At 66.7% G+C, this 25,806-nt stretch carries 30 protein-coding genes and 3 pseudogenes; 4 read left to right on the top strand and 29 right to left on the bottom strand.

Going from position 1 to position 25,806, the window contains the following annotated elements:
- Positions 1-53: 53 nt before the first annotated feature.
- From BTZ20_RS06990 to BTZ20_RS06980, 3 genes are all read right to left on the bottom strand, one after another.
- Positions 54-2,855, bottom strand: coding sequence for a beta strand repeat-containing protein (locus tag BTZ20_RS06990; protein ID WP_189636607.1), 2,802 nt, complete (start codon positions 2,853-2,855; stop codon positions 54-56).
- A gap of 56 nt (positions 2,856-2,911) precedes the next feature.
- Positions 2,912-4,870, bottom strand: coding sequence for an Ig-like domain-containing protein (locus tag BTZ20_RS06985; protein ID WP_223263662.1), 1,959 nt, complete (start codon positions 4,868-4,870; stop codon positions 2,912-2,914).
- 172 nt (positions 4,871-5,042) lie between these two features.
- A complete protein-coding gene (locus BTZ20_RS06980; protein WP_077040858.1) occupies positions 5,043-5,633 on the bottom strand; it encodes a TetR/AcrR family transcriptional regulator in 591 nt (196 codons plus the stop codon).
- A 55-nt stretch (positions 5,634-5,688) separates the two neighbouring features.
- On the opposite strand from BTZ20_RS06980, the gene BTZ20_RS06975 reads away from it, so the two are divergent.
- The 3 genes from BTZ20_RS06975 to BTZ20_RS06965 all read left to right on the top strand — a co-directional run bounded on the left by BTZ20_RS06975 (position 5,689) and on the right by BTZ20_RS06965 (position 8,590).
- Entirely contained in the window at positions 5,689-6,831 is a 1,143-nt protein-coding gene (locus BTZ20_RS06975) for an acyl-CoA dehydrogenase family protein (protein WP_077040857.1), read from the top strand.
- A gap of 147 nt (positions 6,832-6,978) precedes the next feature.
- A complete protein-coding gene (locus BTZ20_RS06970) occupies positions 6,979-7,359 on the top strand; it encodes a PAS domain S-box protein (RefSeq protein ID WP_145982238.1) in 381 nt (126 codons plus the stop codon).
- A 235-nt stretch (positions 7,360-7,594) separates the two neighbouring features.
- Positions 7,595-8,590 (top strand): EamA family transporter, encoded by a 996-nt coding sequence (locus tag BTZ20_RS06965; RefSeq protein ID WP_077043539.1) that lies wholly within the window; start codon positions 7,595-7,597, stop codon positions 8,588-8,590.
- Between the two features lie 15 nt (positions 8,591-8,605).
- Here BTZ20_RS06965 and truA read toward each other — a convergent pair whose 3' ends face one another.
- The 8 genes from truA to infA all read right to left on the bottom strand — a co-directional run bounded on the left by truA (position 8,606) and on the right by infA (position 13,294).
- On the bottom strand, positions 8,606-9,475 hold the full coding sequence (gene truA / locus BTZ20_RS06960) for a tRNA pseudouridine(38-40) synthase TruA (protein ID WP_077040855.1): 870 nt from the start codon (positions 9,473-9,475) through the stop codon (positions 8,606-8,608).
- Between the two features lie 2 nt (positions 9,476-9,477).
- Entirely contained in the window at positions 9,478-10,023 is a 546-nt protein-coding gene (rplQ, locus tag BTZ20_RS06955) for a 50S ribosomal protein L17 (protein WP_077040854.1), read from the bottom strand.
- A 33-nt stretch (positions 10,024-10,056) separates the two neighbouring features.
- Positions 10,057-11,121 (bottom strand): DNA-directed RNA polymerase subunit alpha, encoded by a 1,065-nt coding sequence (locus tag BTZ20_RS06950; protein ID WP_077040853.1) that lies wholly within the window; start codon positions 11,119-11,121, stop codon positions 10,057-10,059.
- A gap of 117 nt (positions 11,122-11,238) precedes the next feature.
- Positions 11,239-11,844, bottom strand: coding sequence for a 30S ribosomal protein S4 (rpsD, locus tag BTZ20_RS06945; RefSeq protein WP_077040852.1), 606 nt, complete (start codon positions 11,842-11,844; stop codon positions 11,239-11,241).
- Positions 11,845-11,865: 21 nt separating this feature from the next.
- Positions 11,866-12,276 carry a 30S ribosomal protein S11 gene (rpsK, locus tag BTZ20_RS06940; protein ID WP_077040851.1) on the bottom strand — a complete coding sequence of 137 codons (411 nt, stop codon included), beginning with the start codon at positions 12,274-12,276 and terminating at the stop codon, positions 11,866-11,868.
- Positions 12,276-12,650 (bottom strand): 30S ribosomal protein S13, encoded by a 375-nt coding sequence (rpsM, locus tag BTZ20_RS06935; protein WP_027503171.1) that lies wholly within the window; start codon positions 12,648-12,650, stop codon positions 12,276-12,278. Before rpsM ends, rpsK begins: the two co-directional genes overlap by 1 nt.
- A gap of 227 nt (positions 12,651-12,877) precedes the next feature.
- Positions 12,878-12,991 carry a 50S ribosomal protein L36 gene (gene rpmJ, locus BTZ20_RS06930; protein WP_025347279.1) on the bottom strand — a complete coding sequence of 38 codons (114 nt, stop codon included), beginning with the start codon at positions 12,989-12,991 and terminating at the stop codon, positions 12,878-12,880.
- A gap of 81 nt (positions 12,992-13,072) precedes the next feature.
- Complete coding sequence (gene infA / locus BTZ20_RS06925; RefSeq protein ID WP_003418601.1) at positions 13,073-13,294, bottom strand: translation initiation factor IF-1; 222 nt, start codon at positions 13,292-13,294, stop codon at positions 13,073-13,075.
- Positions 13,295-13,482: 188 nt separating this feature from the next.
- On the opposite strand from infA, the gene dtd reads away from it, so the two are divergent.
- The gene (dtd, locus tag BTZ20_RS06920; protein WP_077040850.1) at positions 13,483-13,914 is read left to right on the top strand and encodes a D-aminoacyl-tRNA deacylase; all 432 of its coding nucleotides are present in this window, start codon (positions 13,483-13,485) and stop codon (positions 13,912-13,914) included.
- 83 nt (positions 13,915-13,997) lie between these two features.
- Here dtd and BTZ20_RS06915 read toward each other — a convergent pair whose 3' ends face one another.
- The 18 genes and pseudogenes from BTZ20_RS06915 to rplN all read right to left on the bottom strand — a co-directional run bounded on the left by BTZ20_RS06915 (position 13,998) and on the right by rplN (position 25,702).
- On the bottom strand, positions 13,998-14,846 hold the full coding sequence (locus BTZ20_RS06915; protein WP_223263660.1) for a TAXI family TRAP transporter solute-binding subunit: 849 nt from the start codon (positions 14,844-14,846) through the stop codon (positions 13,998-14,000).
- A gap of 107 nt (positions 14,847-14,953) precedes the next feature.
- A pseudogene (locus tag BTZ20_RS29390) lies at positions 14,954-15,136 on the bottom strand (ATP-binding protein); the annotation flags it as partial.
- Positions 15,137-15,453: 317 nt separating this feature from the next.
- Positions 15,454-15,540 (bottom strand): annotated as a pseudogene (locus BTZ20_RS29385) (hypothetical protein); the annotation flags it as partial.
- 790 nt (positions 15,541-16,330) lie between these two features.
- Positions 16,331-16,996, bottom strand: a complete 666-nt coding sequence (locus BTZ20_RS06905; RefSeq protein WP_077040849.1) for a response regulator transcription factor — start codon at positions 16,994-16,996, stop codon at positions 16,331-16,333.
- A gap of 51 nt (positions 16,997-17,047) precedes the next feature.
- Positions 17,048-18,415 carry an MFS transporter gene (locus BTZ20_RS06900; RefSeq protein ID WP_077040848.1) on the bottom strand — a complete coding sequence of 456 codons (1,368 nt, stop codon included), beginning with the start codon at positions 18,413-18,415 and terminating at the stop codon, positions 17,048-17,050.
- A 197-nt stretch (positions 18,416-18,612) separates the two neighbouring features.
- The gene (gene map, locus BTZ20_RS06895) at positions 18,613-19,407 is read right to left on the bottom strand and encodes a type I methionyl aminopeptidase (protein WP_077040847.1); all 795 of its coding nucleotides are present in this window, start codon (positions 19,405-19,407) and stop codon (positions 18,613-18,615) included.
- Positions 19,408-19,416: 9 nt separating this feature from the next.
- A complete protein-coding gene (locus BTZ20_RS06890; protein WP_027503168.1) occupies positions 19,417-19,962 on the bottom strand; it encodes an adenylate kinase in 546 nt (181 codons plus the stop codon).
- A complete protein-coding gene (gene secY, locus BTZ20_RS06885) occupies positions 19,959-21,269 on the bottom strand; it encodes a preprotein translocase subunit SecY (RefSeq protein WP_077040846.1) in 1,311 nt (436 codons plus the stop codon). Before secY ends, BTZ20_RS06890 begins: the two co-directional genes overlap by 4 nt.
- A 182-nt stretch (positions 21,270-21,451) precedes the next feature.
- Positions 21,452-21,895, bottom strand: a complete 444-nt coding sequence (gene rplO, locus BTZ20_RS06880) for a 50S ribosomal protein L15 (protein ID WP_077040845.1) — start codon at positions 21,893-21,895, stop codon at positions 21,452-21,454.
- 2 nt (positions 21,896-21,897) lie between these two features.
- Complete coding sequence (gene rpmD, locus BTZ20_RS27140) at positions 21,898-22,077, bottom strand: 50S ribosomal protein L30 (protein WP_027503165.1); 180 nt, start codon at positions 22,075-22,077, stop codon at positions 21,898-21,900.
- 1 nt (position 22,078) lies between these two features.
- Positions 22,079-22,728 (bottom strand): annotated as a pseudogene (gene rpsE / locus BTZ20_RS27805) (30S ribosomal protein S5).
- Between the two features lie 31 nt (positions 22,729-22,759).
- Positions 22,760-23,167, bottom strand: coding sequence for a 50S ribosomal protein L18 (gene rplR / locus BTZ20_RS06865; protein WP_077040843.1), 408 nt, complete (start codon positions 23,165-23,167; stop codon positions 22,760-22,762).
- Position 23,168: 1 nt separating this feature from the next.
- Entirely contained in the window at positions 23,169-23,708 is a 540-nt protein-coding gene (rplF, locus tag BTZ20_RS06860) for a 50S ribosomal protein L6 (RefSeq protein WP_027503162.1), read from the bottom strand.
- Between the two features lie 13 nt (positions 23,709-23,721).
- Positions 23,722-24,120: a 30S ribosomal protein S8 gene (rpsH, locus tag BTZ20_RS06855; protein ID WP_050063876.1), complete on the bottom strand. Its 399-nt coding sequence runs from the start codon at positions 24,118-24,120 to the stop codon at positions 23,722-23,724.
- 142 nt (positions 24,121-24,262) lie between these two features.
- The gene (locus tag BTZ20_RS06850; RefSeq protein ID WP_005239644.1) at positions 24,263-24,448 is read right to left on the bottom strand and encodes a type Z 30S ribosomal protein S14; all 186 of its coding nucleotides are present in this window, start codon (positions 24,446-24,448) and stop codon (positions 24,263-24,265) included.
- Between the two features lie 3 nt (positions 24,449-24,451).
- Entirely contained in the window at positions 24,452-25,018 is a 567-nt protein-coding gene (gene rplE, locus BTZ20_RS06845) for a 50S ribosomal protein L5 (RefSeq protein WP_077040842.1), read from the bottom strand.
- Between the two features lies 1 nt (position 25,019).
- Complete coding sequence (gene rplX / locus BTZ20_RS06840) at positions 25,020-25,334, bottom strand: 50S ribosomal protein L24 (protein ID WP_027503160.1); 315 nt, start codon at positions 25,332-25,334, stop codon at positions 25,020-25,022.
- Complete coding sequence (gene rplN / locus BTZ20_RS06835; protein ID WP_027503159.1) at positions 25,334-25,702, bottom strand: 50S ribosomal protein L14; 369 nt, start codon at positions 25,700-25,702, stop codon at positions 25,334-25,336. Before rplN ends, rplX begins: the two co-directional genes overlap by 1 nt.
- Positions 25,703-25,806 lie beyond the last annotated feature (104 nt).

Here is a 25,806-nt window from a genome sequence, read left to right as displayed (position 1 = left end):
AGTTCCTCCATTTGCAGCACAAAGCATTGTTGGATCGAAACAGACCTAGAGATTCAGGAACCGAACTGGCTGGAACCGACCGACCCGCCACCAGCACCGGCCACCGTCACCGTGCTCGCCTGAGAACCCGCACCCGAGAAACCCGCAAACCCGGAGTACGTCGCCGAGATCGAATGAGCACCCGGCGAATCGAAGGTGTGCGACAACTTCGCCTTACCGTCGACCACATTCACCGGACCACCGATCGGGGTCGAACCGTCCTTGAACTGCACCGTGCCACCATTCGGCGTCGGCGACACAACCGCCGAGAACTCCACCACCACACCACGATCCGCAGTCGCAGGCGCCGTCAACACGATCGACGTCACCACATCGGGAACCGGAACCGACACCGACTGCACCGCAGAGGTCGAACCCAGGAAACCGGGAGCACCCGAGAACACCGCCGAAATCGCATGCGAACCAGCAGCAGCGAACGTATGCGACAGAACCGCCTTACCGTCCACCACATTCACCGGAGCACCCAATGCCAGATCACCGTTCTTGAACTGCACCGTGCCACCGGCGGGAGCGGGCGACACCGTCGCCTTCAACTCCGCAGGCGCACCCACGAACGCCGTCGCAGGAACCGTCAACTGCGTCGAGGTCGCAACATCGGCAACCGACACTGTCACCGTCGCCGCAGCAGACGTCGAACCCGTGAACCCGGCACCACCCGAATACACCGCGGTGATGCTCTTTGCACCCGCAGCATCAAACGTGTGCGACAGCGTCGCGACGCCACCGTTGACCACAACCGGGCCGCCGATGTTCGCGGCGCCGTCCTTGAACTGCACCGTGCCAGCAGCGGCAGCCGGAGCAACCGTCGCCTTCAACTCAACCGCAGCACCGACATTCGCCGTCGCCGGAACAGTCAACGTGGTGGTCGTCGCCTCATCCGGCACCGACACCGTCACCGTCGCCGCAGCAGAGGTCGAACCGGTGAAACCGGCACCACCCGAATAGACAGCGGTGATCGACTTCGCACCCGCAGCATCGAACGTGTGCGACAGCGTCGCCACACCGGCATTGACCGCAACCGGACCACCGATGTTCGCGACACCGTCCTTGAACTGCACCGTGCCACCCGCGGCAGCCGGAGCAACCGTCGCCTTCAACTCAACCGCAGCACCGACATTCGCCGCCGCAGGCACCGTCAACGTGGTGGTCGTCGCCTCATCCGGCACCGACACCGTCACCGTCGCCGCAGCAGAGGTCGAACCGGTGAAACCGGCACCACCGGAATACACCGCGGTGATCGACTTCGCACCCGCAGCATCGAACGTGTGCGACAGCGTCGCCACACCGGCATTGACCGCAACCGGACCACCGATGTTCGCGACACCGTCCTTGAACTGCACCGTGCCACCCGCGGCAGCCGGAGCAACCGTCGCCTTCAACTCAACCGCAGCACCGACATTCGCCGCCGCAGGCACCGTCAACGTGGTGGTCGTCGCCTCATCCGGCACCGACACCGTCACCGTCGCCGCGGCCGAGGTCGAACCGGTGAAACCGGCACCACCGGAGTACACCGCGGTGATGCTCTTCGCACCCGCAGCATCAAAGGTGTGCGACAGCGTCGCCACACCGGCATTGACCGCAACCGGACCACCGATGTTCGCGGCACCGTCCTTGAACTGCACCGTGCCACCCGCGGCAGCCGGAGCGACCGTCGCCTTCAACTCAACCGCAGCACCGACATTCGCCGCCGCAGGCACCGTCAACGTGGTGGTCGTCGCCTCATCCGGCACCGACACCGTCACCGTCGCCGCGGCCGAGGTCGAACCGGTGAAACCGGCACCACCGGAGTACACCGCGGTGATGCTCTTCGCACCCGCAGCATCAAAGGTGTGCGACAGCGTCGCCACACCGGCATTGACCGCAACCGGACCACCGATGTTCGCGGCACCGTCCTTGAACTGCACCGTGCCACCCGCGGCAGCCGGAGCGACCGTCGCCTTCAACTCAACAGCCGCACCGACATTCGCCGCCGCAGGCACCGTCAACGTGGTCGTGGTCGCCGCGTCGGGAGCCGACACCGTCACCGCCTGGACGGCCGACTGCGAGCCTTCGGCCGTGGCGGTCGGGAGGAACTTCGCGGACAGGTTGTGCGCGCCGGCGGTGGACGGCGTCCAGCCGACCGTCACTGCGCTGCCGACGAGCGGGCCCTCGCCGATCTTCGCGGCACCGTCGTAGAACTCGACCACATTGCCCGGGGCGCCGCCGGCGACGGTCGCGGTCAGCTGCACGGCCTGCCCGACAGTGGCGCCCGACACCGGGGCAAGCGTCGTGGTCGAGGCGTTCTTGCGGACCGACACCGTCGGCCCCTTGCCCTCATAGGTGCCGCTGCCGAGCGTTCCGGAGTAGTGCACCGTCGTCATCAGCGGCACGCCGCGGGCACAGTCGGCACCCACCTTGTAGGAGAACTCGAAGGTCCGCAGGTTCGGCGAGATACTCGGGTAGAGCGCCCAGCTGCCGGACACCTTCGCGAAGTCGGCGCCCTGGCTGTCGAGTCCCTGTCCGGAACCGTCGACCTTCGCGGAGCCGTCCACATAGGTCAGGCACGGCGGATGAATGTCCTTGACCTGCTGGATGTACTCGACAACCCCACCGGTCCGGTCGAAGACGGTCTTCGAGGTGATGGTGTCGCCTGCGGCCGGGGTGACGTCACTGATCGTGCGGGTGATCCGCTCGTTTCCGTCATCCCAGGTCACCGAGCCCGGCGCCGCCGACGCGACACCGACCCCGAGACCGAGCACCGCGAGAGCGGCACCACTCACCGCCGCCACCGCGCGGCGCATCATCAGACCGGACATGAAAGTTCCTCCATTTGCAGCACAAAGCATTGTTGGATCGAAACAGACCTAGAGATTCAGGAACCGAACTGGCTGGAACCGACCGACCCGCCACCAGCACCGGCCACCGTCACCGTGCTCGCCTGAGAACCCGCACCCGAGAAACCCGCAAACCCGGAGTACGTCGCCGAGATCGAATGAGCACCCGGCGAATCGAAGGTGTGCGACAACTTCGCCTTACCGTCGACCACATTCACCGGACCACCGATCGGGGTCGAACCGTCCTTGAACTGCACCGTGCCACCATTCGGCGTCGGCGACACAACCGCCGAGAACTCCACCACCACACCACGATCCGCAGTCGCAGGCGCCGTCAACACGATCGACGTCACCACATCGGGAACCGGAACCGACACCGACTGCACCGCAGAGGTCGAACCCAGGAAACCGGGAGCACCCGAGAACACCGCCGAAATCGCATGCGAACCAGCAGCAGCGAACGTATGCGACAGAACCGCCTTACCGTCCACCACATTCACCGGAGCACCCAATGCCAGATCACCGTTCTTGAACTGCACCGTGCCACCGGCGGGAGCGGGCGACACCGTCGCCTTCAACTCCGCAGGCGCACCCACGAACGCCGTCGCAGGAACCGTCAACTGCGTCGAGGTCGCAACATCGGCAACCGACACTGTCACCGTCGCCGCAGCAGACGTCGAACCCGTGAACCCGGCACCACCCGAATACACCGCGGTGATGCTCTTTGCACCCGCAGCATCAAACGTGTGCGACAGCGTCGCGACGCCACCGTTGACCACAACCGGGCCGCCGATGTTCGCGGCGCCGTCCTTGAACTGCACCGTGCCAGCAGCGGCAGCCGGAGCAACCGTCGCCTTCAACTCAACCGCAGCACCGACATTCGCCGTCGCCGGAACAGTCAACTGAGTCGAGGTCGCGACATCGGCAACCGACACGGTCACCGACGCCGCGGCCGAGGTCGAACCCGTGAAACCGGCACCACCGGAGTACACCGCGGTGATCGACTTCGCACCCGCAGCATCAAAGGTGTGCGACAGCGTCGCCACACCGGCGTTGAGGGTGACCGGACCACCGATGTTCGCGACACCGTCCTTGAACTGCACCGTGCCAGCAGCGGCAGCCGGAGCAACCGTCGCCTTCAACTCAACCGCAGCACCGACATTCGCCGTCGCAGGCACCGTCAGTGTGGTCGTGGTCGCTGCGTCGGGCACCGACACCGTCACCGTCGCCGCGGCCGAGGTCGAACCGGTGAAACCGGCACCACCGGAATACACCGCGGTGATCGACTTCGCACCCGCAGCATCAAAGGTGTGCGACAGCGTCGCCACACCGGCGTTGAGGGTGACCGGACCACCGATGTTCGCGGCACCGTCCTTGAACTGCACCGTGCCACCCGCGGCAGCCGGAGCAACCGTCGCCTTCAACTCAACCGCAGCACCCACATTCGCCGTCGCAGGCACCGTCAGCGCCGTCGTGGTTGCGGTCTCGGAAACCGACACCGTCGGCCCCTTGCCGTCGTAGGTGCCGCTGCCGAGCGTTCCGGAGTAGTGCACCGTCGTCATCAGCGGCACGCCGCGGGCGCAGTCGGCGCCCACCTTGTAGGAGAACTCGAAGGTCCGCAGGTTCGGCGAGATGTGCGGGTAGAGCGCCCAGCTGCCCGCCACCTTCGCGAAGTCGGCGCCCTGACTGTCGAGGCCGCGCGGCGAGCCGTCGACCTTCGCGGAACCCTCCACATAGGTCAGGCACGGCGGATGAATGTCCTTGACCTGCTGGATGTACTCGACAACCCCACCGGTCCGGTCGAAGGCGGTCGTCGAGGTGATGATGTCGCCCGCGGCCGGGGTGACGTCACTGATCGTGCGGGTGATCCGCTCGCTCCCGTCGTCCCAGGTCACCGAGCCCGGCGCCGCCGACGCGACACCGACCCCGAGACCGAGCACCGCAAGGGCCGCGCCACTCACCGCCGCCACCGCACGACGCATCACCGCATGTGACATTCTTGTTCCTCCATGCATCCAGGGACCGCGCGAATGCATAGCCAGACCTAGAACCGGTTACAGATCGCACGAAATGCGGCAACCATAACCAACCGCAACCGCGCTGCGATGCCAAATTGAGATGATTGCGGTCGCGGACATTCGTCCAACTGTGAAGTTGCAGGTCAGAGGTTCATACCGCGAGACCGTGGGTGAGCAGCGTCGCCAGTTCGAGATATGCCTGGGCGTCCGGGAGCCCCGTTGACTCCGCGACCCGGCGCTGCTGGATGCGCACCATCATCGTCGCGGCCACATCGGCGACGAAGGCGGCATTGACGTCCCGGAACTCGCCCTCCCGAACCCCCTCCGTGATCAGTTCCTGCACCCGTCGGGCGGCGAACCGGGTATTGCGTTCGTAGATCTCGCGGGCCGCCGCGTTGCTCGCGAGGTCGTCCATGAAGCGGGCCGAGGCCGGCCGGAGCTGCTCGCCCACCGCCTCCAGGTAGGTCCCGATTCGTTCGCGCGCGCCGACGACGCCGTCGAGGCGGGACTCCACACGCTCGGTGGCACCCCGAAAGAAGTGCACCGTCGCGGTGCGAACCAGCTGCTCCTTGCTGTCAGCGAGCGCGTACAGCGTCGACTTCGAACACCGCAACCGGCCCGCGATGTCGTCGAGCGTCAGGTGGACGAAGCCCTCCTCCAAGAGCAGGACGACGAGCTGATCGAGCAGCTGTGCCCGCCGCGCGGCGCCACGCACGGCCGGGGCACTGGACCGGGTTGCCATACCTCTAACAGTACTGCAGTATCTTTTCTAGTACTACTCACCGGAGGAGACCGCCGTGCCCGTCGAACGCCTGCTGCCCAGCCAGGAAGCCCGCGACCTGATCGAACTGACCCGTGACGTCGCAGACAAGGTGCTGGCACCGAAGGTGAACGAGCACGAGAAGACCGAGACCTTCCCCGAGGGCGTCTTCCCGGCCCTCGGGCAGGCCGGGCTGCTGAGCCTGCCGTATCCCGAGGAGTTCGGCGGCGGCAACCAGCCGTACGAGGTCTACCTGCAGGTGCTCGAGGAACTCGCCGCGCGGTGGGCCGCCGTCGCCGTCGCGACCAGCGTGCACAGCCTCTCCTGCTTTGCGCTGGCCACCCACGGCACCGACGAGCAGAAGTCCCGGTGGCTTCCGGACATGCTGGGCGGCAACACCATCGGCGCGTACAGCCTCTCCGAGCCGCAGGCCGGCTCCGACGCTGCCGCGCTGAGCTGCAAGGCGACGCCCGTCGACGGCGGTTTCCGGATCAACGGATCCAAGGCCTGGATCACGAACGGTGGCCGCGCCGACTTCTACACTCTGTTCGCGCGCACCAGCGACGACGGTCCGCGCGGCATCTCCTGCCTGCTGGTGGACTCCGGCACCGAGGGACTGAGCTTCGGCAAGCCCGAGGAGAAGATGGGGCTGCGCGCCGTCCCCACCACGTCCGCCCACTACGACGACGCCTTCGTCCCGCAGGAGCGACTGATCGGAGCGCAAGGACAGGGCCTGCCGATCGCCTTCAGCGCGCTGGACTCAGGCCGCCTCGGTATCGCCGCGGTCGCGGTCGGGCTCGCCCAGGGCGCGCTCGACGACGCGGTCGCATATGCCAAGGAGCGCAAGGCGTTCGGCAAGCGGATCATCGACCACCAGGGTCTCGGCTTCCTGCTCGCCGACATGGCCGCCGCCGTGGACTCCGCGCGCGCCACCTACATCGACGCCGCGCGACGACGCGACGCCGGGTTGCCGTACTCACGCCAGGCGAGTGTGGCCAAGCTGATCGCCACCGACGCCGCCATGAAGGTCACCACCGACGCGGTCCAGGTCTTCGGCGGCTACGGCTACACCCAGGACTTCCCGGTCGAGCGTTACATGCGCGAAGCCAAGATCACCCAGATCTTCGAGGGCACCAATCAGATTCAGCGCCTCGTGATCGCCCGAACACTGGCTGGCTGACCGGAGCAAGACCACTTCGGTGCTCTATACACAGAAACCCGATGTGTCGCCCATCACGTTGCACTTACACTTCCCCCGCTGTCACATTGGTTGAACGATCCACAACGTTGGATCGAGTGCGTGCGCAGACCAGTCGGGAGGTCGCGGGTGTCTTCGAGTTCCGTGAGTGCGATCAGTGGTGCCCACTATCGATCACTCATCCACAACGTCAACATGCCGGTGATAGTGCACAAGAGCGACGATCACGTTGTCGACGTCAACCGGGCCTTCGCAGACCTCCTCGGGTATTCACTGCCCGAGGCACGCACCCTGGGTCCGCGCCAATTCGTCCATCCGAGCCTCATCGAAGAACACAATCGCGGACACACCCAGTTGATCAACGGCGAGCAACTCGGCCTGTCGGCCGACGTCGATCTGGTGCGCAAGGACGGCGGCGTCATCCGGGTCAAGGTGAACAAATCGGTCGCCCGGCACAACGCCGAAACCGTGGTGATGACCGTGATCGAGGGCGTCGCGCAGCTGGGCTGACCGCCGCCCGTTCTCCCGGTTCCCACAAATTTCCGCACCGAATTGCCGCCGGGACCTGTTGCGGGACAGGTCGATCAGCACCGAATCACGATCGGGTGCCACGCGTTGATGCGGCCGGTCGAGGTCGCCTTCGCCTCCCGGTGCACCAGCGTTCACGATCTGCGCCGCGTCGCGGGCCCTGCCCGGCTGCGATAATTCGACTGATCGATCTTCACTCATGACAGGAGACACCGACATGCGCAGCAGTGCGGCCGTGTCCATCCGGACCGGCACCGCCCTGAGCGTGCTCTCCGCCTTCACCTTCGGGCTGTCGGGCCCGTTCGCCAAGTCGCTGATGGGTGTCGGCTGGTCCCCCGGCGGCACGGTCCTCGCGCGGATTGCCGGGGCCGCCGTCGTGATGCTGGTCATCGCCGCGATCGCCGATCCGTCCGGACTGCGCACCGCGCACCGGCACGCCAAGACGATCGTGCTGTACGGCCTGATGGCAGTGGCGGGCGTTCAGGCCAGCTTCTTCCTGGCGCTGCAGTACCTCTCGGTCGGCGTCGCGCTGATGATCCAGTTCCTCGCGCCGCTACTGGTCATCGGCTGGGCGTGGGCGACTCGGGGCGAGCGCCCCGGCCCGGTGACCCTGCTCGGCACGGGGCTGGCGCTTGCGGGCGCGGTTGGCGTGCTCGACCTGTTCGGGTCCGTCGAGGTCAGCCTCGCGGGCGTCGCGTGGTCGACCATCTCGATGGTCTGCCTGGCCTGCTTCTTCGTCATCTCGGACCGAACCTCCGACACGTTCAGCCCGCTGGTGCTGACCGCGACCGGGATGAGTGTCGGCGCCGTCGCGATCGGCTGCGTCGGACTGATCGGGGTGCTGCCGCTGAGCGTGACGGCCGCGGACACGACGCTGGGGTCGGTCGAGTTGGCGTGGTTCGTCCCGCTCGCCCTGCTGATCCTCGTGAGCACCGTCGTCGCATACCTGTCGGGCAGCGCTGCGGTCGCCCGGATCGGGCCGACGTTGACCTCGCTGATCCTGCTGACCGAGGTGCTGTTCGCCGTCATCGCCTCGTGGATCATGCTCGGCGAATCGATGACGCCCGTCCAGATCATCGGTGGTGCGGGGCTGCTCGGCGGCATCGCGCTCGCCCGGCTCGGCGGCGCCGGCGGCCGACGCTCGCCGTTGTCCGCACCGCAGCCCGCCGAGTGTGCAGTTACCGACCCGCCCTCTCGGCCGATGCCTCGGTAACTGCACACTCGGCGATCAGTCGCCGCAGCAGCCGCCTGGCACAGCCCGCACCTCACGGGTGACGGCGTTGCGCTCGGCGAGATCCTCGTCGGCCGGGTAGTCGACCCGCACCAGGCTCAGCCCGTGCGCGGGCGCGACCAGCACCGAACTCGACCGCTCGCGCTGCGCCAACAGCCCGACCGTCCACTCGACGCTGCGGCGGCCCTCGCCCACCGCCAGCATCGCGCCGACCAGGCTGCGAACCATCGACCAGCAGAAGGCATCCGCGCTGACGTGCGCGATGACGATGTCGCCGTCGCGAACCCAGTCGAAGCGCTGCAACTCCCGCACGGTGGTGGCGCCGTCGCGCCGCCTGCAGAACGCGGCGAAGTCGTGCAGGCCGAGCAGCCCGGCCGACGCCCGGCTCATCGCGTCGAGGTCCAGGTCCTTCGGCACCGAGACGGTGTCGCGGGCCCGCAACGGCTCGACGCCGTACTTCGCGGTGCTGATGCGGTATTCGTAGTGCCTGCGGATCGCCGAGAACCGGGCGTCGAACTCGGCGGGCACCGCGGTGACCGCCTTGATCCGGACGTCCGGCGGCAGGAACCGCGCGAATCGGCGAACCAGCCGGCTGGGGTCGTCCAACGGCGCCGCGAGGTCCATGTGCGCGACCTGTCCGGCCGCGTGCACGCCCGCATCGGTCCGTCCGGCGACGGTCAGTTCGACCGGTTCGCGGAACACGGTCGACAATGCCTGCTCGAGCACCCCACACACGGTCCGGAGCCCGGGCTGGCGCGCCCAGCCGGAGAAGTCGGTGCCGTCATAGGTCACATCGAGGCGATAGCGAACGAACCCGCCACCCCCGGAGGGGGCGACGGGTTCGTTGCGAGGTTCTGACGCGTTCAGCGTTAGTCCTTCTTGGCCTCGTCCGCGTCGGCGGCGGTGGCGGTCTCGTCCTCGAGAGCCTCCACGACTGCGTCCGCGTTCTCGACCTCGGCCTCGGTCGCCTCGGCCTCGACGGCCTCCACGACGTTCTCGGCCGGGGCCTCCTGCGAAGCCTTCACGCGACGCGCGCGATCGGCCTCGGAGGTGACGGTCTGCTCCTTGACGAGCTCGATGATCGCCATCGGAGCGTTGTCACCCTTGCGGGGGACGGTCTTGATGATGCGGGTGTAGCCGCCATCGCGCTCCGCGTAGAACGGACCGATCTCCGCGAACAGGGTGTGCACGACATCCTTGTTGCGGATGACCTTGAGCACCTCACGACGGTGAGCCAGCGTGCCGGCCTTCGCGTGCGTGATGAGCTTCTCGGCGTAGGGCCGCACGGCCTTGGCCTTGGCCTCGGTGGTGGTGATACGACCGTGCTCGAAGAGCGCGGTGGCCAGATTGGCGTAGATCGCCTTCTGGTGCGAAGCCGACCCGCCGAAGCGAGCACCCTTCTTGGGCTTGGGCATGATGAATCTCCTAGTAAGGAACCGGTGAGCTGACTACAGCTGTTCGGTCTCGGCGTAGTCCTGGTCGTTGCCCTCGGCGTCGCTGAAGGCTCCGGCGTCCGTGTCGCTCCAGGTACCGGTGGCGGCGTCGTAGCCGGCAACGGTGGTCGGATCGAAGGAGGCCGGGCTGTCCTTGAGGGCAAGGCCGAGCGAATGCAGCTTGACCTTCACCTCGTCGATGGACTTCTGACCGAAGTTGCGGATGTCCAGCAGATCGGACTCCGTGCGACCAACCAGCTCGCCGACGGTGTGAACACCCTCGCGCTTGAGGCAGTTGTAGGAACGGACGGTGAGGTCCAGGTCCTCGATCGGCAGTCCGAAGGAAGCGATGTGATCGGCCTCGGCGGGCGAGGGTCCGATCTCGATGCCTTCTGCTTCGACGTTCAGCTCACGGGCCAGGCCGAAGAGCTCAACCAGGGTCTTGCCCGCCGAGGCGAGCGCGTCCCGAGCAGTGATGGAGTTCTTGGTCTCCACGTCCAGCACGAGCCGATCGAAGTCGGTGCGCTGCTCGACGCGGGTGGCCTCCACCTTGTAGGTGACCTTGAGCACCGGCGAGTAGATCGAGTCGACCGGGATACGGCCGATCTCGGCGCCGGACGCCTTGTTCTGGACGGCGGGGACATAGCCGCGACCGCGCTCGACGACGAGCTCGATCTCCAGCTTGCCCTTGTCGTTCAGGGTGGCGATGTGCAGATCCGGGTTGTTCACCGTGACGCCGGCCGGGGGCACGATGTCGCCTGCAGTCACGGCACCGGGGCCCTGCTTGCGGACGTACATGGTGACCGGCTCGTCCTCTTCGGAGCTCACGACCAGGCCCTTGAGGTTCAGGATGATGTCGGTGACATCTTCCTTCACGCCGGGAACGGTGGTGAACTCGTGCAGGACGCCGTCGATACGGATGCTGGTGACAGCAGCGCCGGGGATCGACGACAGCAGGGTGCGGCGAAGCGAGTTGCCGAGGGTGTACCCGAAGCCGGGCTCAAGGGGCTCGATGACGAACTTCGAGCGGTTGTCAGCGATGACCTCTTCGGTCAGCGTGGGTCGCTGAGAAATGAGCATGTGGTTTTCCTCCTGTACGGACGTCCGCTATTTGACGCCCACGATGGATGGCGCCTCCGGCACCCGTGCGCCTTCCCCCAGCCGGGGCTGTCGGAAAGGCGCACGGGGCACAAGGCATTACTTCGAGTACAGCTCCACGATCAGCTGCTCCTGCAGCGGAACGTCGATCTGCGCGCGCTCGGGCACATTGTGGACCAGGACGCGGAGGCGACCCGGAACGACCTGCAGCCAGCCGGGAACCGGACGGTCGCCGACGGTCTCGCGGGCAACCTGGAACGGCAGCGTGCTCAGCGACTTCTCCTTGACATCGATGATGTCGTACTGAGAAACGCGGTAGCTCGGGATGTCGACCTTCTTGTTGTTCACGAGAAGGTGGCCGTGGCTGACGAGCTGGCGGGCCTGACGACGGGTACGGGCCAGTCCGGCGCGGTACACGACGTTGTCGAGACGGGTCTCGAGGATGCGCAGCAGGTTCTCGCCGGTCTTACCCGGGCGACGCACCGCTTCCTTGTAGTAGCGGACGAACTGCTTCTCCATGACGCCGTAGGTGAAGCGAGCCTTCTGCTTCTCCTGCAGCTGGAGCAGGTACTCGCTCTCCTTGATCCGCGCGCGGCCGTGCTGGCCCGGCGGGTAGGGGCGACGCTCGAACGCCTGGTCTCCTCCGACGAGGTCGACGCGCAGACGACGCGACTTGCGGGTGATGGGGCCGGTATAACGTGCCATTTTCTAAACCTTTCCTTCCCGCTAGACCCGACGCCGCTTGGGCGGACGGCAGCCGTTGTGCGGCTGAGGGGTGACATCGGAGATGGTGCCGACCTCGAGGCCAGCAGCCTGCAGCGAGCGGATCGCGGTCTCGCGTCCCGAGCCGGGGCCCTTGACGAAGACGTCGACCTTCTTCACGCCGTGCTCCTGCGCCTTGCGGGCAGCGCTCTCGGCGGCCAGCTGAGCGGCGAACGGGGTCGACTTACGCGAACCCTTGAAGCCCACGTGGCCCGAGGACGCCCACGAGATGACGTTGCCGGCCGGGTCCGTGATGGACACGATGGTGTTGTTGAAGGTGCTCTTGATGTGAGCGGCGCCGTGCGGGACGTTCTTCTTGTCCCTGCGACGTGCCTTCTGGGTCTTCTTCGGACCGGTGCGTGACTTAGGGGGCATTACTTCGCCTTCTTCTTGCCGGCAATGGTGCGCTTGGGGCCCTTGCGGGTGCGCGCGTTGGTCTTGGTGCGCTGTCCACGCACGGGCAGACCACGACGGTGGCGCAGGCCCTGGTAGCAGCCGATCTCGATCTTGCGACGAATGTCCGCCTGAACCTCGCGGCGAAGGTCACCCTCGACCTTCAGCGACTCCTCGATGTACTCGCGGAGCTTGGTCAGATCCTCGTCACTGAGGTCCTTGCTGCGCAGGTCCGGGTTGACACCGGTGGCCGCGAGGATCTCCTTGGAGCGGGTACGGCCGACGCCGTAGATGTAGGTCAGTGCGATCTCCATACGCTTTTCGCGAGGAAGATCAACACCTGCGAGACGTGCCATGTTGGCATTTCCTATCGGTGTGCGGAGGTCTGCTCCCAGTCCGTCCCCTGTGTCCTCTGATCGCTCAGAGCGTCTTTCAACTAACTCAGTGGGGCCCCGGCCTCCGTGCCGGGGGTGCACCCGGATGTGCTGCTCGAGCCGAAACCCGTTGGCCGTCATCCTGGCTGGTGCTGAGAGGTCTTCTTTTCAGTTGCGTCGGACAAGCCGATCGCAAGTCGTGCAGGTGGTTATCCCTGACGCTGCTTGTGACGCAGGTTGTCGCAGATGACCATGACCCGGCCGTTACGACGGATCACCTTGCACTTCTCGCAGATCTTCTTGACGCTGGGCTGAACCTTCACGTCTGTCTAATCTCCTGTGTGGTCGCCCACCGGTGGGTGGACATGATTTCCCCAGGCCAGATGTGGCCCGGGAAGTGTGTGTTACTTGTACCGGTAGACGATGCGACCGCGAGAGAGGTCATAGGGCGACAGCTCTACGACGACACGGTCTTCCGGCAGGATGCGAATGTAGTGCTGACGCATCTTCCCGCTGATGTGCGCGAGGACCTTGTGGCCGTTCTCGAGCTCAATGCGGAACATTGCATTGGGCAGCGGTTCGACTACGCGTCCCTCGACCTCGATGGCCCCGTCTTTCTTAGCCATATCCTCCGCGATCCGTTGGTGGGCATCGTTCTCCGTTACGGTGATGCGCACGCGGTAGAGAACCGGCGAGCCGCACAGACGCACGAAACGACCGGCACGCAGGGCGCACCGTTGATCTAGCTTACCGGAGTTCGCTCACCAGGCCAAATGCGGGTTGACTCACCCCCGACCCCGAAGGGATGTGAAGAGTGCGCGCGGTGGTGCAACGGGTCACCGAGGCGGCCGTGGAGGTCGACGGTCACACCGTCGCGAGCATCGCCCCGGACGGTCAGGGGCTGCTGGTCCTGCTCGGCGTCGGCCACGGCGACGATCCCGCGGTCGCGGACGCCCTCGCCGCGAAGGTGTGGAAGCTCCGCATCCTGGACGACGAGCGCTCGGCCTCCGATATCGGCGCGCCGATCCTGGTGGTCAGCCAGTTCACGCTGCTCGCGGACACCCGCAAGAGTCGGCGCCCTTCCTGGTCCGCCGCCGCACCGCGCGCCGTGGCCGAGCCGCTGGTGGACGCGTTCGCCGACGCCCTGCGCGGGCTGGGCGCGGACGTCCAGACCGGACACTTCGGCGCGCACATGCGCGTCAATTCGGTCAACGACGGCCCCGTCACCCTGCTGCTCGAGGCGTGAGGCGCCTCGATCCGATCCTCACCCGTGCCAGCGGCGGTAGGCCTCGGCTGCACCCGGGTGCAGCGGAACCCCAGCGGTGGTGATCAATGAGCGGCCGTCGAGGAACTGGGTGCCCGACGCCTCCGGGGGACCAGATCGGCGGCCCGGTACAGCAGCAGGTCGACCACCTCCGCCGCCAGCACATCGGCCAGACCCTCGGCCGCCAGCAACAGGTTCGCGACCCCGACCGTGCCGACTGCGGGGCCGCCCGGGTACGCGTCCGCGGGGATCGTCACCGGGTCGTACACCTGCCCGAACCGGTCCCTCATCGGCGAAACCAGCTCGGACAGGTCCACCAGTCGCATGCGGGCGGGAATGTCCAATGCCGCGGTCGGCACCCCACCCGCCCAGAGCAGTGCATCGATGGAGCCGACCTCGAGCGCCTCGGTCGCCGCATCCAACGGCAGGTGGGTGACGGTGAGCTCCGAGGCGGGATCCAGCCCGGCCGCGATCATCAGGCGATCCCCGGTCAGCGCGGCCCCGGAACCCTCCGCGCCCAGGTTCACCCGCATTCCCCGTAGGTCCTGCACCGCCTCGACCGGGCTGTCCGCACGGACCACCAACTGGAGGTAGTTCTCGTACACCCGACCGATGGCCACGGCGCCGACCGTCATCGGATCGACCGAGTCCGCGAGTGTCAGGGCCAGGTCCACCTCACCGCGGGCCAGCAGGTCGAGGTTCTCGCGGGATCCGCTGGTGACCACCGGCTCGATCCGCAGGTCGTCGGTCTCGGCGGCCGCACGGGCCAGCAGCCCGGCGAAGGCGTGATACAAACCGCCGTACTCGCCGGACGCGATCCGCACGACCGCGGGACCCGATCGCGAGCCGCACCCGGCCGCGGCGGCCAGCGCGCCCGTGGCCGCAAGGGCAAGGAACCCGCGCCGGGTGATCACGACGCCGACCCGTCGCCGGATGCGTTGCCTGCGCGTCCCAGGTCCGCCGTGGGCAGCCGAACACTGACGGCGAGCCCGTGCGGGGAGACCCTGGCGATCGTCATCGTGCCCCGGTTCGCCCGGGTCAGGGCCCGCGCGATGGGCAGGCCGAGCCCTGAGCCCCCAGCTGGCCCGCCTGCCGCACTCGTGCCCCGGAAGAACCGGGTGTCGAGGAGGTCGACCTCCTCGATGGACACGCCGACCCCGTCGTCCGCGATCTCGATCCGCGTCCATCCCGGCTCCGTGGACACGGTGATCCGGGTGTGCGCCCCTGCCCCGCGTATCGGCACGCGTTGCTCAAGGGGACATCCAGGATCTGCGCCAGGACGTCGGGCGAGACCGCCGCCTCGTGTGACGGCCCGAGGTCGACCAGCATGAGCTCCACACCCGCCCGCGCGAACGCGTGATGCCAGGCGTCGACCCGTTCGTGGGCAACCGACGCGGGATCGCAGCGTTCAGCCACCGTCGAGGCCGGTTCGGCAGGAGCGAACCCGGTCGCGCTCTCGGCGACCGCGAGTGCCAGCAGACCATCGAGAAGAGACGTGAGCCGGTCGACCTCGGCGGCGGCGCCGCGGAAGGTGGCCGCCGCGCGGTCCGGGATCGAGGTCTCCAGCGAATCCAGCCGGATCGTGAGGGCCGCCAGCGGATTACGCATCGCATGCGCGGTGTCCGCCACCAGCTGCCGCTGCGCCTCGGCCGAGTCGGCGACCGCCGCCGCCATCGCATCGAAGGACTCGGTCAGTTCGCGGACCTCAGGCGGCCCGCCGTAGCGCCGCGCGATCGAGGCGGGCGAACCCTGCCCGTGCCGCGGGGCAGGCAGGGTCGCGGTCAGCGCTGCGACCCCGTCGGACAGTTCCCCGAGCGGTCGCAGGACCCACCGGCTCAACACCAGCGCCAGGGCCGTGAACACGGCCATCGCGACCACCGCTCCGGCCGCGATCACCGCCCACGCCCGCGTGATGTCCGTTCGCGCGCGTTCGGTGGACGCCTCGATCACCACCGCGCCGTCCACCTGGACGCCGGTGCCGACCGGCCGGGCCACCAGCATGGCGGGCGCGCTCCACGGCATCAGCCGGTCGGTCACGGCGGGCCGCTGGTTACGGCGGGCGGCCGCGACGGCGTCACCGATGGCGGGCTCGCTCCGCTCGAGGCCGGCCTCGACCACCACGGCGCCCCGCGCGTCGACGACGAGCACTCCCTCGGAGTAGAGCTCCGAGTACCGCGCCACCTCGTCGGCAAGGGCTCTCGGGTCACCCGATCCCACCGCGTCACCGGAGAGCAAGGCGAACCTGTCCGCGTCCCCGCTGCGCGCCAGCACGAGCTGTTGCGTGCGGTTGGTGGCGACGGTCAGCGTCAGCGGCACCGCGAACGCCAGCACCGCGAGGGCGGCGAACCCCGTCAGCGCGGCGAGCAGACGTCGGCGCATCGCGGGGTCTCCCTTCCCGTCACGAACCCCACCGGTAACCGAATCCTCTGATCGTCGTGATCAGTCCCGGACGGTTCAGCTTCGATCGCAGACCGGTCATGTGCACGTCCAGCGACCGTGAGACGGCGACGAACGCGTCGCCCCAGACCCGGTCCATCAGCTGCTGCCTGCTCACCGCGGACCCCGGCCGCTCGACGAGCACCTCCACCAGTGCGAACTCCTTCTGCGTCAGCCCGATGTCCACCCCGTCCACCTCGACGATGCGCGCGCGCCGGTCCACCCGGACGTCACCGGTGACCACCACGTCTGCGGCGCGGTCGGGCGACGGTGCCTGCGCAGCGCGCCTGGTGACGGTGTCCAGCCGCGCGGTGAGCTCCGCGATGCGCGGCGGCTTCACCAGATAGTCGTCGGCGCCACCGCGCAGACCGCGAACGATCGACCGCTCGTCGCTGCGCGCGGTGAGGATGAGGACCGGGACCGAGCTCACCTCACGCAGCTGCCGCAGCACCTGCAGGCCGTCCGCGTCGGGCAGGCCAAGATCGAGGATCACCGCGTCGAATCCGCGGTGCGCCACGAGCAGGTCCGAGCCGCGCCGCATGCGCTCGGCGACGTGGCCGCGGGCCCCGAGGGCCTCGACCAATGCCTCGCCGACCCCGTCGTCGTCCTCCACCACCGCTATCCGCACGCGCCGACCCTCCCCCCGCTCCGGAGAAGGGTCGGCGGGCGCAGCGTGCGGTCAGTTGTGAACGCCAACGATCTCCCTGTCCCGTGCATCGGCTCCGGCGGCGGCACCGGCCTCTGCCTCTGCCTCAATGGTGGACTGCGCCGAAGTTTCCCGCATGAAGAAGTAGGTGATCAGCGAAATGGCCACGCAACCGGCGACGTACCAGAAGAACAGCGACTCGTGGCCGGCCTTCTTCAGTCCGAGCGCGATCAACTCGGCGGTGCCGCCGAAGATCGCCACGGTCAACGCGTACGGGAGCCCGACGCCGAGGGCCCGGATCTTCGTCGGGAACAGCTCGGCCTTCACGATCGAGTTGATGGAGGTGTAGCCGGTGACCAATACCAGCGCGAGCATCATCAGACCGAACGCGGCGACCGGATTGGTTGTCTGTGCCAGCACCGTCATGATCGGCACCGTCAGCACCGTGCCGCCGATACCGAAGAAGATCAGCAGCTTGCGCCTGCCGATGCGGTCCGACAGCGCCCCGGCCAGCGGCTGCAGCACCACGAACGCGAGCAGCGCGACGAAGTTGATCCACGCGACCGTCGTCTTCGAGATACCGGAGGTGTTGATCATGAATTTCTGCATGTACGTGGTGTACGTGTAGAACGCGACGGTGCCGCCGATCGTCAGCCCGACCACCAGCAGGCACTCACGCGGGTACTGCAGCAGGACACGCAGCGAGCCTCGAGACTCCGCGGGCGCCTGCGCGTTTCGCGCGGTCTCGGCCCGGAACGACTCCGACTCGTCCATGCCACGGCGAAGCAGCATCACCACCACCGCGCCGGTGGCGCCGATCAGGAACGGGATCCGCCAGCCCCAGCTGTACATCTGCTCGGAGGTCAACACCTGCTGCAGCACGATCTGCACGCCGAGGGCCGTGAGCTGGCCGGCCACGAGCGTCACGTACTGGAAGCTCGAATAGAACCCACGCTTGCCGGGCGAGGCCACCTCCGACAGGTAAGTCGCGCTGGTGGCGTACTCACCACCGACGGAGAGACCCTGCAGCAGACGCGCGAGGAGCAGCAGCACGGGAGCCGCGATACCGATCGTGGCGAAGCCCGGAGTCAGCGCGATCATCAGCGACCCCGCCGCCATCACCGTCACCGACAGGGTGAGCGCGGACCGCCTGCCGAACTTGTCCGCGTAGCGACCGAGCGCCCAGCCGCCGAGGGGGCGCATCAGGAATCCGACGGCGAACACGGCCGCGGTGGACAGCAGCTGGGCGGTCGGCTCCCCCTCCGGGAAGAACGCCTTCGCGAAGTACACGCTGAACGCTGCGTAGACGTACCAGTCGTACCACTCGACCAGGTTGCCGATCGACCCACGCAGCACGTTGGCGACGACTCTCCGCTCACCGACGTTCTTTGTCGTGCTCATCAGATCTCCTTCCGGACGCCCCTTTGCGCCACTCGGAGATACTGTGGTCGCTGTCACAAAGGGCGGGAAGGCCTCCGCGGCTTTCCTAACACTCCCTTAGGCAAGTCGCGCCCGGGCCCGGATCCACCTGCCCCCGAAACCAGAACGGGCACCCACGGTCGGAGTCGACCGCGGATGCCCGCTGGGATGGTGTGCGCCTATTCGGGGCGGAGCGTCAGGATCCGCGGACCGTCCTCCGTGACCGCGACGGTGTGCTCCCAGTGCGCGGCCCTGGATCCATCGGTGGTCACGACGGTCCAGTCGTCCTCGAGCACCACGGTCTCGTGGGTGCCAAGGGTCAGCATCGGCTCGATGGCCAATACGGAGCCGATGACGAGTTCGGGCCCCTTGCCTGGCGCCCCCTCGTTCGGCAGGAACGGATCCATGTGCATCTCGCGGCCGATGGCGTGACCGCCGTAGCCGTCGACGATGCCGTACTTGCGGCCGTGGGCCTTCGCAGCGGCCAGGGTGCCCTGCTCGATCGCGTGCGAGACGTCGGTGAGACGATTACCTGCGATCATCGCCGCGATACCCGCCTCCATCGACAGCCTTGTCGCCTCGCTGAGCAGCTCGTCGGCCTCGATGATCGAGCCGACACCGAAGGTCCATGCGGAGTCGCCGTGCCAACCGTCGAGGATCGCACCGCAGTCGATGGACACCAGGTCACCCTCGACCAGAACATCCTCGGCCGACGGGATCCCGTGCACCACACGGTCGTTCACCGACGAGCAGATCGAACCGGTGAACCCGTGGTACCCGAGGAACGACGGCACGGCACCCGCGTCACGGATGGTCTGCTCGGCCAGCTGATCGAGCTCGAGGGTGCTCACGCCGGGTTTCGCCGCATTGCGCACCGCGACGAGTGTCGCTCCGACGACGGCGCCTGCCGCCGCCATCGCGTCCAGCTCGCCCGCGGTGCGGAAGGGAACGACCTTCTTACGACGAAACCCCACGACTGCCTCTTACTTACCGAGCGCGGCGAGTGCGCGCGCGTTGACCTCGTCGACCTCGCCGACGGCGTCGACGGTGACGATCTGACCCGCGTAGTGGTCCAGCAGCGGGGCGGTCTCCTCGCGGTAGACACGCATCCGGTTCCTGATCACGTCTTCCGTGTCGTCCGCGCGACCACGAGCGAGCATCCGCTCCACCACGACGTCGTCGTCGACCTCGAACGCGAGCACGCCGTCGAGCTTGGCGTTCAGCTCGCCGAGGATGCCCTCGAGCGCCTGCGCCTGATCGACCGTGCGGGGGAATCCGTCGAGCAGGAAACCGTTCACGGCGTCCGGCTCGGAGACCCGGGCGCGAACCATGTTGTTCGTGATCTCACTGGGCACCAGGTCGCCCGCGTCGAGGTACTTCTTCGCCTCGAGCCCAAGCGCCGTCTGCTGTCCGATGTTGGCGCGGAACAGGTCGCCCGTGGAGATGTGCGGAACGCCGAGCTTTTCCGACAGGATGGCGGCCTGAGTGCCCTTACCGGCACCGGGAGGACCAAGGAGGACAAGTCTCACTTGAGGAACCCTTCGTAGTTGCGCTGCATGAGTTGACTCTCGATCTGCTTGACGGTGTCGAGGCCGACGCTGACGAGAATCAGCACTGCCGCACCACCGAAGATGCTGCTACCCGCACTTCCGCTGAGGAAGAAGTTGGGAAGCACCGCGATGAGACCGAGGTAGATGGCGCCCGGCAGCGTGATGCGGCTGAGCACGTAGTTGAGGTAGTCCGCCGTCGGGCGGCCGGGCCGGATGCCCGGGATGAAGCCACCGAACTTCTTCATCTCGTCCGCGCGCTCTTCGGGATTGAAGGTGATCGCGACGTAGAAGTAGGTGAAGAAGACGATGAGCAGGAAGTAGATGAGGATGTAGACCGGGTTGCTCGGGTTGACCAGGTACTCCTGGATGAACCGCTGCCACCAGCTCGGGTCGGTGGCAGTGCTCGCGCCGGTCAGCTGGGCGATCAGGTTCGGCAGGTACAGCAGCGACGACGCGAAGATCACCGGGATGACGCCGGCCTGGTTGACCTTCAGCGGCAGGTACGTCGACGAGCCGCCGTACATCTTCCTGCCGACCATCCGCTTGGCGTACTGCACAGGGATGCGCCGCTGGCCCTGCTCGACGAAGACCACGCCCGCGATGAGGGCTAGTGCCGCGACACAGACCATCGCGAAGATCAGTCCGCCGCGGCTGTCGAGGATCGCCCCACCCTCAGCAGGCATGCGCGAGGCGATACCCGAGAAGATGAGCAACGACATGCCGTTGCCGACGCCGCGCTCGGTGATCAGCTCACCGAACCACATCACCAGGGCCGCACCGGCCGTCATCACCAGGACGATGGTCACCAGGCCGAAGATGGACTGGTCGGCGATGATGTCTTCCTGGCAGCCCTGCAACAGCTGACCGCGCGCTGCGAGCGCGACGATGCCGGTGGACTGGAGGATGGCCAACGCGATCGACAGGTATCGCGTGTACTGGGTCATCTTCGCCTGGCCCGACTGGCCCTCCTTGCGGAGTTCCTCGAACCTGGGGATGACCACGGTCAGCAGCTGCACGATGATGCTCGCCGTGATGTACGGCATGATGCCGATCGCGAACACCGACAGCTGCAGCAACGCGCCACCGGAGAACAGGTTGATCAGCGAGTAGATGCCCGCCGACTCACCGCCGGAGATCTGATCGATACAGGTCTTGACGTTCGAGTAGTCGACGCCGGGCGACGGCAGCGTCGCACCGAACCGGTACAACGCGATGATGCCGAGGGCGAAGAGAATCTTCCGCCTCAGGTCGGGAGTCCTGAGGGCCGAGACGAAGGCGGAAAGCAAAGATCCTCCTGGCACTGGCAGAACGCGAGCGGGATCGCTCACGAGGCGAAATGAACTTTAGAACACTAGCAGTGGCACCCGTTCACTCAGCCCCGATAGACCGTGTGAGTCAGGTTAGACAAATGGCCGCAGCACGCCCCTTCGGGATGCGCTGCGGCCATCGGTCTCGACCTACTGGTGGATCACAGCTCGGTGGTCGTCCCACCGGCAGCGGCGATCTTCTCCTTGGCGGCACCGGTGAACTTGTTCGCGGTGACCTGAACGGACACCGTGAGCTCTCCGTCGCCGAGGACCTTCACGAGCTGGTTCTTGCGAACCGCGCCTGCCTCGACGAGCTCGGCAACGCCGATGGTCCCACCATTGGGGAACAGCCGGGCGATATCGCCCACGTTGACGACCTGGTACTCGGTCCGGAACGGGTTCTTGAATCCCTTGAGCTTGGGCAGACGCATGTGCAGCGGCATCTGTCCACCCTCGAAGGCTGCGGGCACGTTCTTGCGGGCCTTGGTGCCCTTCGTGCCGCGACCTGCGGTCTTACCTCGCTTGCCGCCCTCGCCTCGACCGACGCGGATCTTGTCGGACTTGGCACCGGGGGCGGGGCGCAGGTGGTGCAACTTGATGGTCATGGTTAGACCTCCTCAACTGTGACGAGGTGGCGGACCACGTTGACCAGGCCACGGTTCTGCGCGTTGTCCTCGCGGACGACGGTCTGACGGATGCCCTTCAGACCGAGGGTGCGCAGGCTGTCGCGCTGGTTCTTCTTGGTACCGATCGAGCTCTTTACCTGGGTGACCTTAAGTTCAGCCATCTCAGACTCCCTGTCCCGCACGTGCACGCAGCATGCCGGCCGGGGCCACGTCCTCGATCGGCAGTCCGCGGCGAGCGGCCACCTCCTCGGGACGCTGGAGGCCCTTGAGGGCGGCGACGGTCGCGTGAACGACGTTGATTGCGTTGTCGCTACCGAGCGACTTCGACAGGATGTCGTGGATACCCGCGCACTCGAGCACGGCACGCACCGCGCCACCGGCGATGACACCGGTACCGGCGCTGGCCGGACGGAGCATGACCACACCGGCAGCCGCCTCACCCTGGATGGGTGAGTGATGGTGCCGCCGATCATCGGAACGCGGAAGAAGCTCTTGCGAGCCTCCTCGACACCCTTCTGGATGGCCGCGGGAACTTCCTTGGCCTTGCCGTAGCCGACGCCAACGAGTCCGTTGCCGTCGCCCACGATCACGAGGGCGGTGAAGCTGAAGCGACGACCACCCTTGACGACCTTCGACACGCGGTTGATGGTGACAACGCGCTCGATGTGGTCCGACTTCGGGGCCGCCTGGCCGCCACGACGATCGTCACGACCGCCGCCACGGCGATCGCCGCCGCCGCGGTTGTCCCCGGTGTTGGGGCCATTCTGTCCGGCGGGTCCGCTGCCGCCGTCACGCCTCTGACGTCCCGGCATCAGACTGTCCTTCCATTCGTGAACTTCATCATCAGAACTTCAACCCGCCTTCGCGAGCAGCGTCCGCCAGGGCCGCGATGCGACCGTGGTAGCCGTGGCCACCGTGGTCGAAGACCACAGCCTCGACGCCGGCTGCCTTCGCGCGCTCGGCGATCAGCTGACCGACCTTCGCGCTCAGGGCCTTCTTGTCGCCCTCGGCCGCACGCAGGTCCGGCTCGATGGTCGACGCGGCGGCCAGGGTACGGCCGGCCAGGTCGTCCACGAGCTGGACGTGGATGTGGCGCGAGGACCGGTTCACGACCAGGCGCGGACGCTCGGGCGTGCCCGAGACCTTCTTGCGCAGACGGAAGTGACGACGCGTCTTCGAGAGACGACGCGTGGTGGACGCATCCTTGCCCAGCGGGATCCGCTTGGCTTTCTGGTTTGCAGTCTGGCTCATATCACTTACCCGTCTTTCCGACCTTGCGGCGGATCTGCTCACCCTCGTAACGCACGCCCTTACCCTTGTACGGGTCCGGACGGCGGAGACGACGGATGTTGGCCGAGATCTGGCCGACCTTCTGCTTGTCGATACCCGAGACCGAGAACCGGGTGGGCGACTCGACGACGAAGGTGATGCCCTCGGGGGCCTCGATCGGCACCGGGTGGCTGTAACCCAGTGCGAACTCGAGGTCCTTGCCCTTGAGCGCGACGCGGTAACCCACGCCGTGGATCTCCATCTTCGTGGTGTAGCCCTCGGTGACACCGGTGATCAGGTTGGCGACAAGGGTGCGCGAGAGGCCGTGCAGCGCGCGGCTGCGACGCTCGTCGTCCGGACGGGTGACCAGAAGGGCACCGTCCTCGCTCTTGGCAACGCTGATCGGCTCGGAGATCGTCAGCGCCAGGGTGCCCTTGGGGCCCTTGACCGAGACGTTCTGGCCTTCGATGGTGACGTCAACGCCCGCGGGGACGGTGACCGGAATCTTTCCAATACGCGACATTTGGTGGCCTCCCTTACCAGACGTAGGCGAGGACTTCGCCGCCGACGCCCTGCTTGGCCGCCTGACGATCCGTGAGCAGGCCGGAGGACGTGGAGATGATCGCCACGCCGAGGCCGCCCAGGACCTTGGGCAGGTTGGTGGACTTCGCGTAAACCCGGAGGCCGGGCTTGGAAACGCGCCGGACACCCGCGAGGCTGCGCTCACGGCTGGGTCCGTACTTCAGGTCGACGATGAGGGTCTTGCCCACCTCGGCGTCCTCGGTACGGAAATCGGAGATGTAGCCCTCGCGCTTGAGGATCTCGGCGATGTTCGCCTTGATCTTCGAGTGGGGAAGCTTCACCTCGTCGTGGTACGCCGAGTTGGCGTTGCGCAGACGCGTCAAGAAGTCTGCGATTGGATCGGTCATGGTCATGGGGTTGACCTGTTCACCTTTCTCGCAGCGGTTCCCATGCAACACCGGGGTCGGCACTCGTGGAGCGCCTGCCCGGTCGTGGGCCTACAGCGAAGGGGTTTTCCTTTGGACTGGCTCACGGATGCAAGCCAGAAGTGTTTGGCTACCAGGAGCTCTTGTGAACGCCAGGCAGCTCGCCCGCGTGCGCCATCTCGCGAACGCAGATTCGGCACAGGCCGAACTTGCGGAACACCGAGTGGGGACGGCCGCACCGCTGGCAGCGGGTGTAGGCGCGCACCGCGAACTTGGGCTTCTTGTTGGCCTTGTTGACCAGTGCCTTCTTCGCCATGGCTCAGTTCTCCTTGAACGGGAAGCCGAGGTGCTTGAGCAGGGCACGGCCTTCTTCGTTGTTGGTCGCGGTCGTCACGACGGTGATGTCCATACCGCGCGGGCGATCGATCTTGTCCACATCGATCTCGTGGAACATCGACTGCTCGTTGAGACCGAAGGTGTAGTTGCCGTTGCCGTCGAACTGCTTGCCGGACAGGCCGCGGAAGTCCCTGATACGGGGCAGCGCGATGCTGACCAGGCGATCGAGGAACTCCCACATGCGGTCGCCACGGAGGGTGACGCGCGCGCCGATGGGCATGCCCTCACGCAGCTTGAACTGCGCGATGGACTTGCGGGCCTTGCGGATCTCGGGCTTCTGGCCGGTGATCAGTTCGAGGTCGTTGACCGCGCCGTTGATCAGCTTCGCGTCGCGGGCGGCGTCACCGACACCCATGTTGACGACGACCTTGACCACGCCGGGGATCTGCATGACGTTCGCGTACTCGAACTCCGCGTTCAGCGCGTCCTTGATCTCGGCGCGGTAGCGGGTCTTCAGACGGGGAACGATCTTGTTCTCAGTGCTAGTCATCTCAGATGTCCTTCCCGTTCTTACGGGAGATCCGAACCCGCTTGCCGTTCTCATCGGTGCGGTAGCCCACGCGAGTGGCGTTACCGTCCGAGTCCACGACCTGCACGTTCGACACGTGGATCGGGGCTTCCTGCGTCACGATGCCGCCGGAGGAGGCGCCACGCTCGTTCGCGGAGACCGCGGTGTGCTTCTTGATCCGGTTCACGCCCTCGACGAGGACCTTCTCGGTCGCCGGGAAGGCCTGGATGACCTTGCCCTTGGCGCCCTTGTCCTTGCCGGCGATGACCAGAACGGTGTCACCCTTGTGCACCTTCATCACAGCACCTCCGGGGCGAGCGAGACGATCTTCATGAACTTCTTGTCGCGCAGCTCACGACCAACGGGTCCGAAGATGCGGGTGCCACGGGGATCGTGATCAGGCTTGATGAGAACGGCAGCGTTCTCATCAAACTTGATGTACGAGCCGTCCGGACGGCGGCGCTCCTTGGTGGTACGGACGATGACGGCCTTGACGACCTCGCCCTTCTTGATGTTTCCACCCGGGATGGCGTCCTTGACGGTGGCGACGATGATGTCGCCGATCCCGGCGTAGCGACGAGACGAACCGCCGAGAACGCGGATGCAGAGAATCTCCTTGGCACCCGTGTTGTCGGCGACGCGCAGTCGCGACTCCTGCTGAATCACTGATCTCTCCTAAGACCTGGATTTTCGTACGCACCGGATTACCGACCCGATGCGCGCGGTCTGTTACCCAGCCGTACCCACATGCGGGCATGCGGAGGCATAGG

Origin of the sequence: Rhodococcus sp. MTM3W5.2, assembly GCF_001984015.1 — a bacterium.
Lineage (GTDB): Bacteria > Actinomycetota > Actinomycetes > Mycobacteriales > Mycobacteriaceae > Rhodococcus_G > Rhodococcus_G oryzae.
This window is presented reverse-complemented; position numbering and strand designations above follow the sequence as displayed.

Bases quoted from the DNA above. Each gene is read 5' to 3' on its own strand.
- BTZ20_RS06990 (WP_189636607.1), bottom strand. From the start codon at position 2,855: ATGTCCGGTCTGATGATGCGCCGCGCGGTGGCGGCGGTGAGTGGTGCC.
- BTZ20_RS06985 (WP_223263662.1), bottom strand. From the start codon at position 4,870: ATGTCACATGCGGTGATGCGTCGTGCGGTGGCGGCGGTGAGTGGCGCG.
- BTZ20_RS06980 (WP_077040858.1), bottom strand. From the start codon at position 5,633: ATGGCAACCCGGTCCAGTGCCCCGGCCGTGCGTGGCGCCGCGCGGCGG.
- BTZ20_RS06965 (WP_077043539.1), top strand. From the start codon at position 7,595: ATGCGCAGCAGTGCGGCCGTGTCCATCCGGACCGGCACCGCCCTGAGC.
- rplQ (WP_077040854.1), bottom strand. From the start codon at position 10,023: ATGCCCAAGCCCAAGAAGGGTGCTCGCTTCGGCGGGTCGGCTTCGCAC.
- BTZ20_RS06950 (WP_077040853.1), bottom strand. From the start codon at position 11,121: ATGCTCATTTCTCAGCGACCCACGCTGACCGAAGAGGTCATCGCTGAC.
- rpsD (WP_077040852.1), bottom strand. From the start codon at position 11,844: ATGGCACGTTATACCGGCCCCATCACCCGCAAGTCGCGTCGTCTGCGC.
- rpsK (WP_077040851.1), bottom strand. From the start codon at position 12,276: ATGCCCCCTAAGTCACGCACCGGTCCGAAGAAGACCCAGAAGGCACGT.
- rpsM (WP_027503171.1), bottom strand. From the start codon at position 12,650: ATGGCACGTCTCGCAGGTGTTGATCTTCCTCGCGAAAAGCGTATGGAG.
- infA (WP_003418601.1), bottom strand. From the start codon at position 13,294: ATGGCTAAGAAAGACGGGGCCATCGAGGTCGAGGGACGCGTAGTCGAA.
- BTZ20_RS06900 (WP_077040848.1), bottom strand. From the start codon at position 18,415: ATGAGCACGACAAAGAACGTCGGTGAGCGGAGAGTCGTCGCCAACGTG.
- rplO (WP_077040845.1), bottom strand. From the start codon at position 21,895: ATGACCATCAAGTTGCACCACCTGCGCCCCGCCCCCGGTGCCAAGTCC.
- rpmD (WP_027503165.1), bottom strand. From the start codon at position 22,077: ATGGCTGAACTTAAGGTCACCCAGGTAAAGAGCTCGATCGGTACCAAG.
- rplR (WP_077040843.1), bottom strand. From the start codon at position 23,167: ATGAGCCAGACTGCAAACCAGAAAGCCAAGCGGATCCCGCTGGGCAAG.
- rplF (WP_027503162.1), bottom strand. From the start codon at position 23,708: ATGTCGCGTATTGGAAAGATTCCGGTCACCGTCCCCGCGGGCGTTGAC.
- rpsH (WP_050063876.1), bottom strand. From the start codon at position 24,120: ATGACCATGACCGATCCAATCGCAGACTTCTTGACGCGTCTGCGCAAC.
- BTZ20_RS06850 (WP_005239644.1), bottom strand. From the start codon at position 24,448: ATGGCGAAGAAGGCACTGGTCAACAAGGCCAACAAGAAGCCCAAGTTC.
- rplE (WP_077040842.1), bottom strand. From the start codon at position 25,018: ATGACTAGCACTGAGAACAAGATCGTTCCCCGTCTGAAGACCCGCTAC.
- rplX (WP_027503160.1), bottom strand. From the start codon at position 25,334: ATGAAGGTGCACAAGGGTGACACCGTTCTGGTCATCGCCGGCAAGGAC.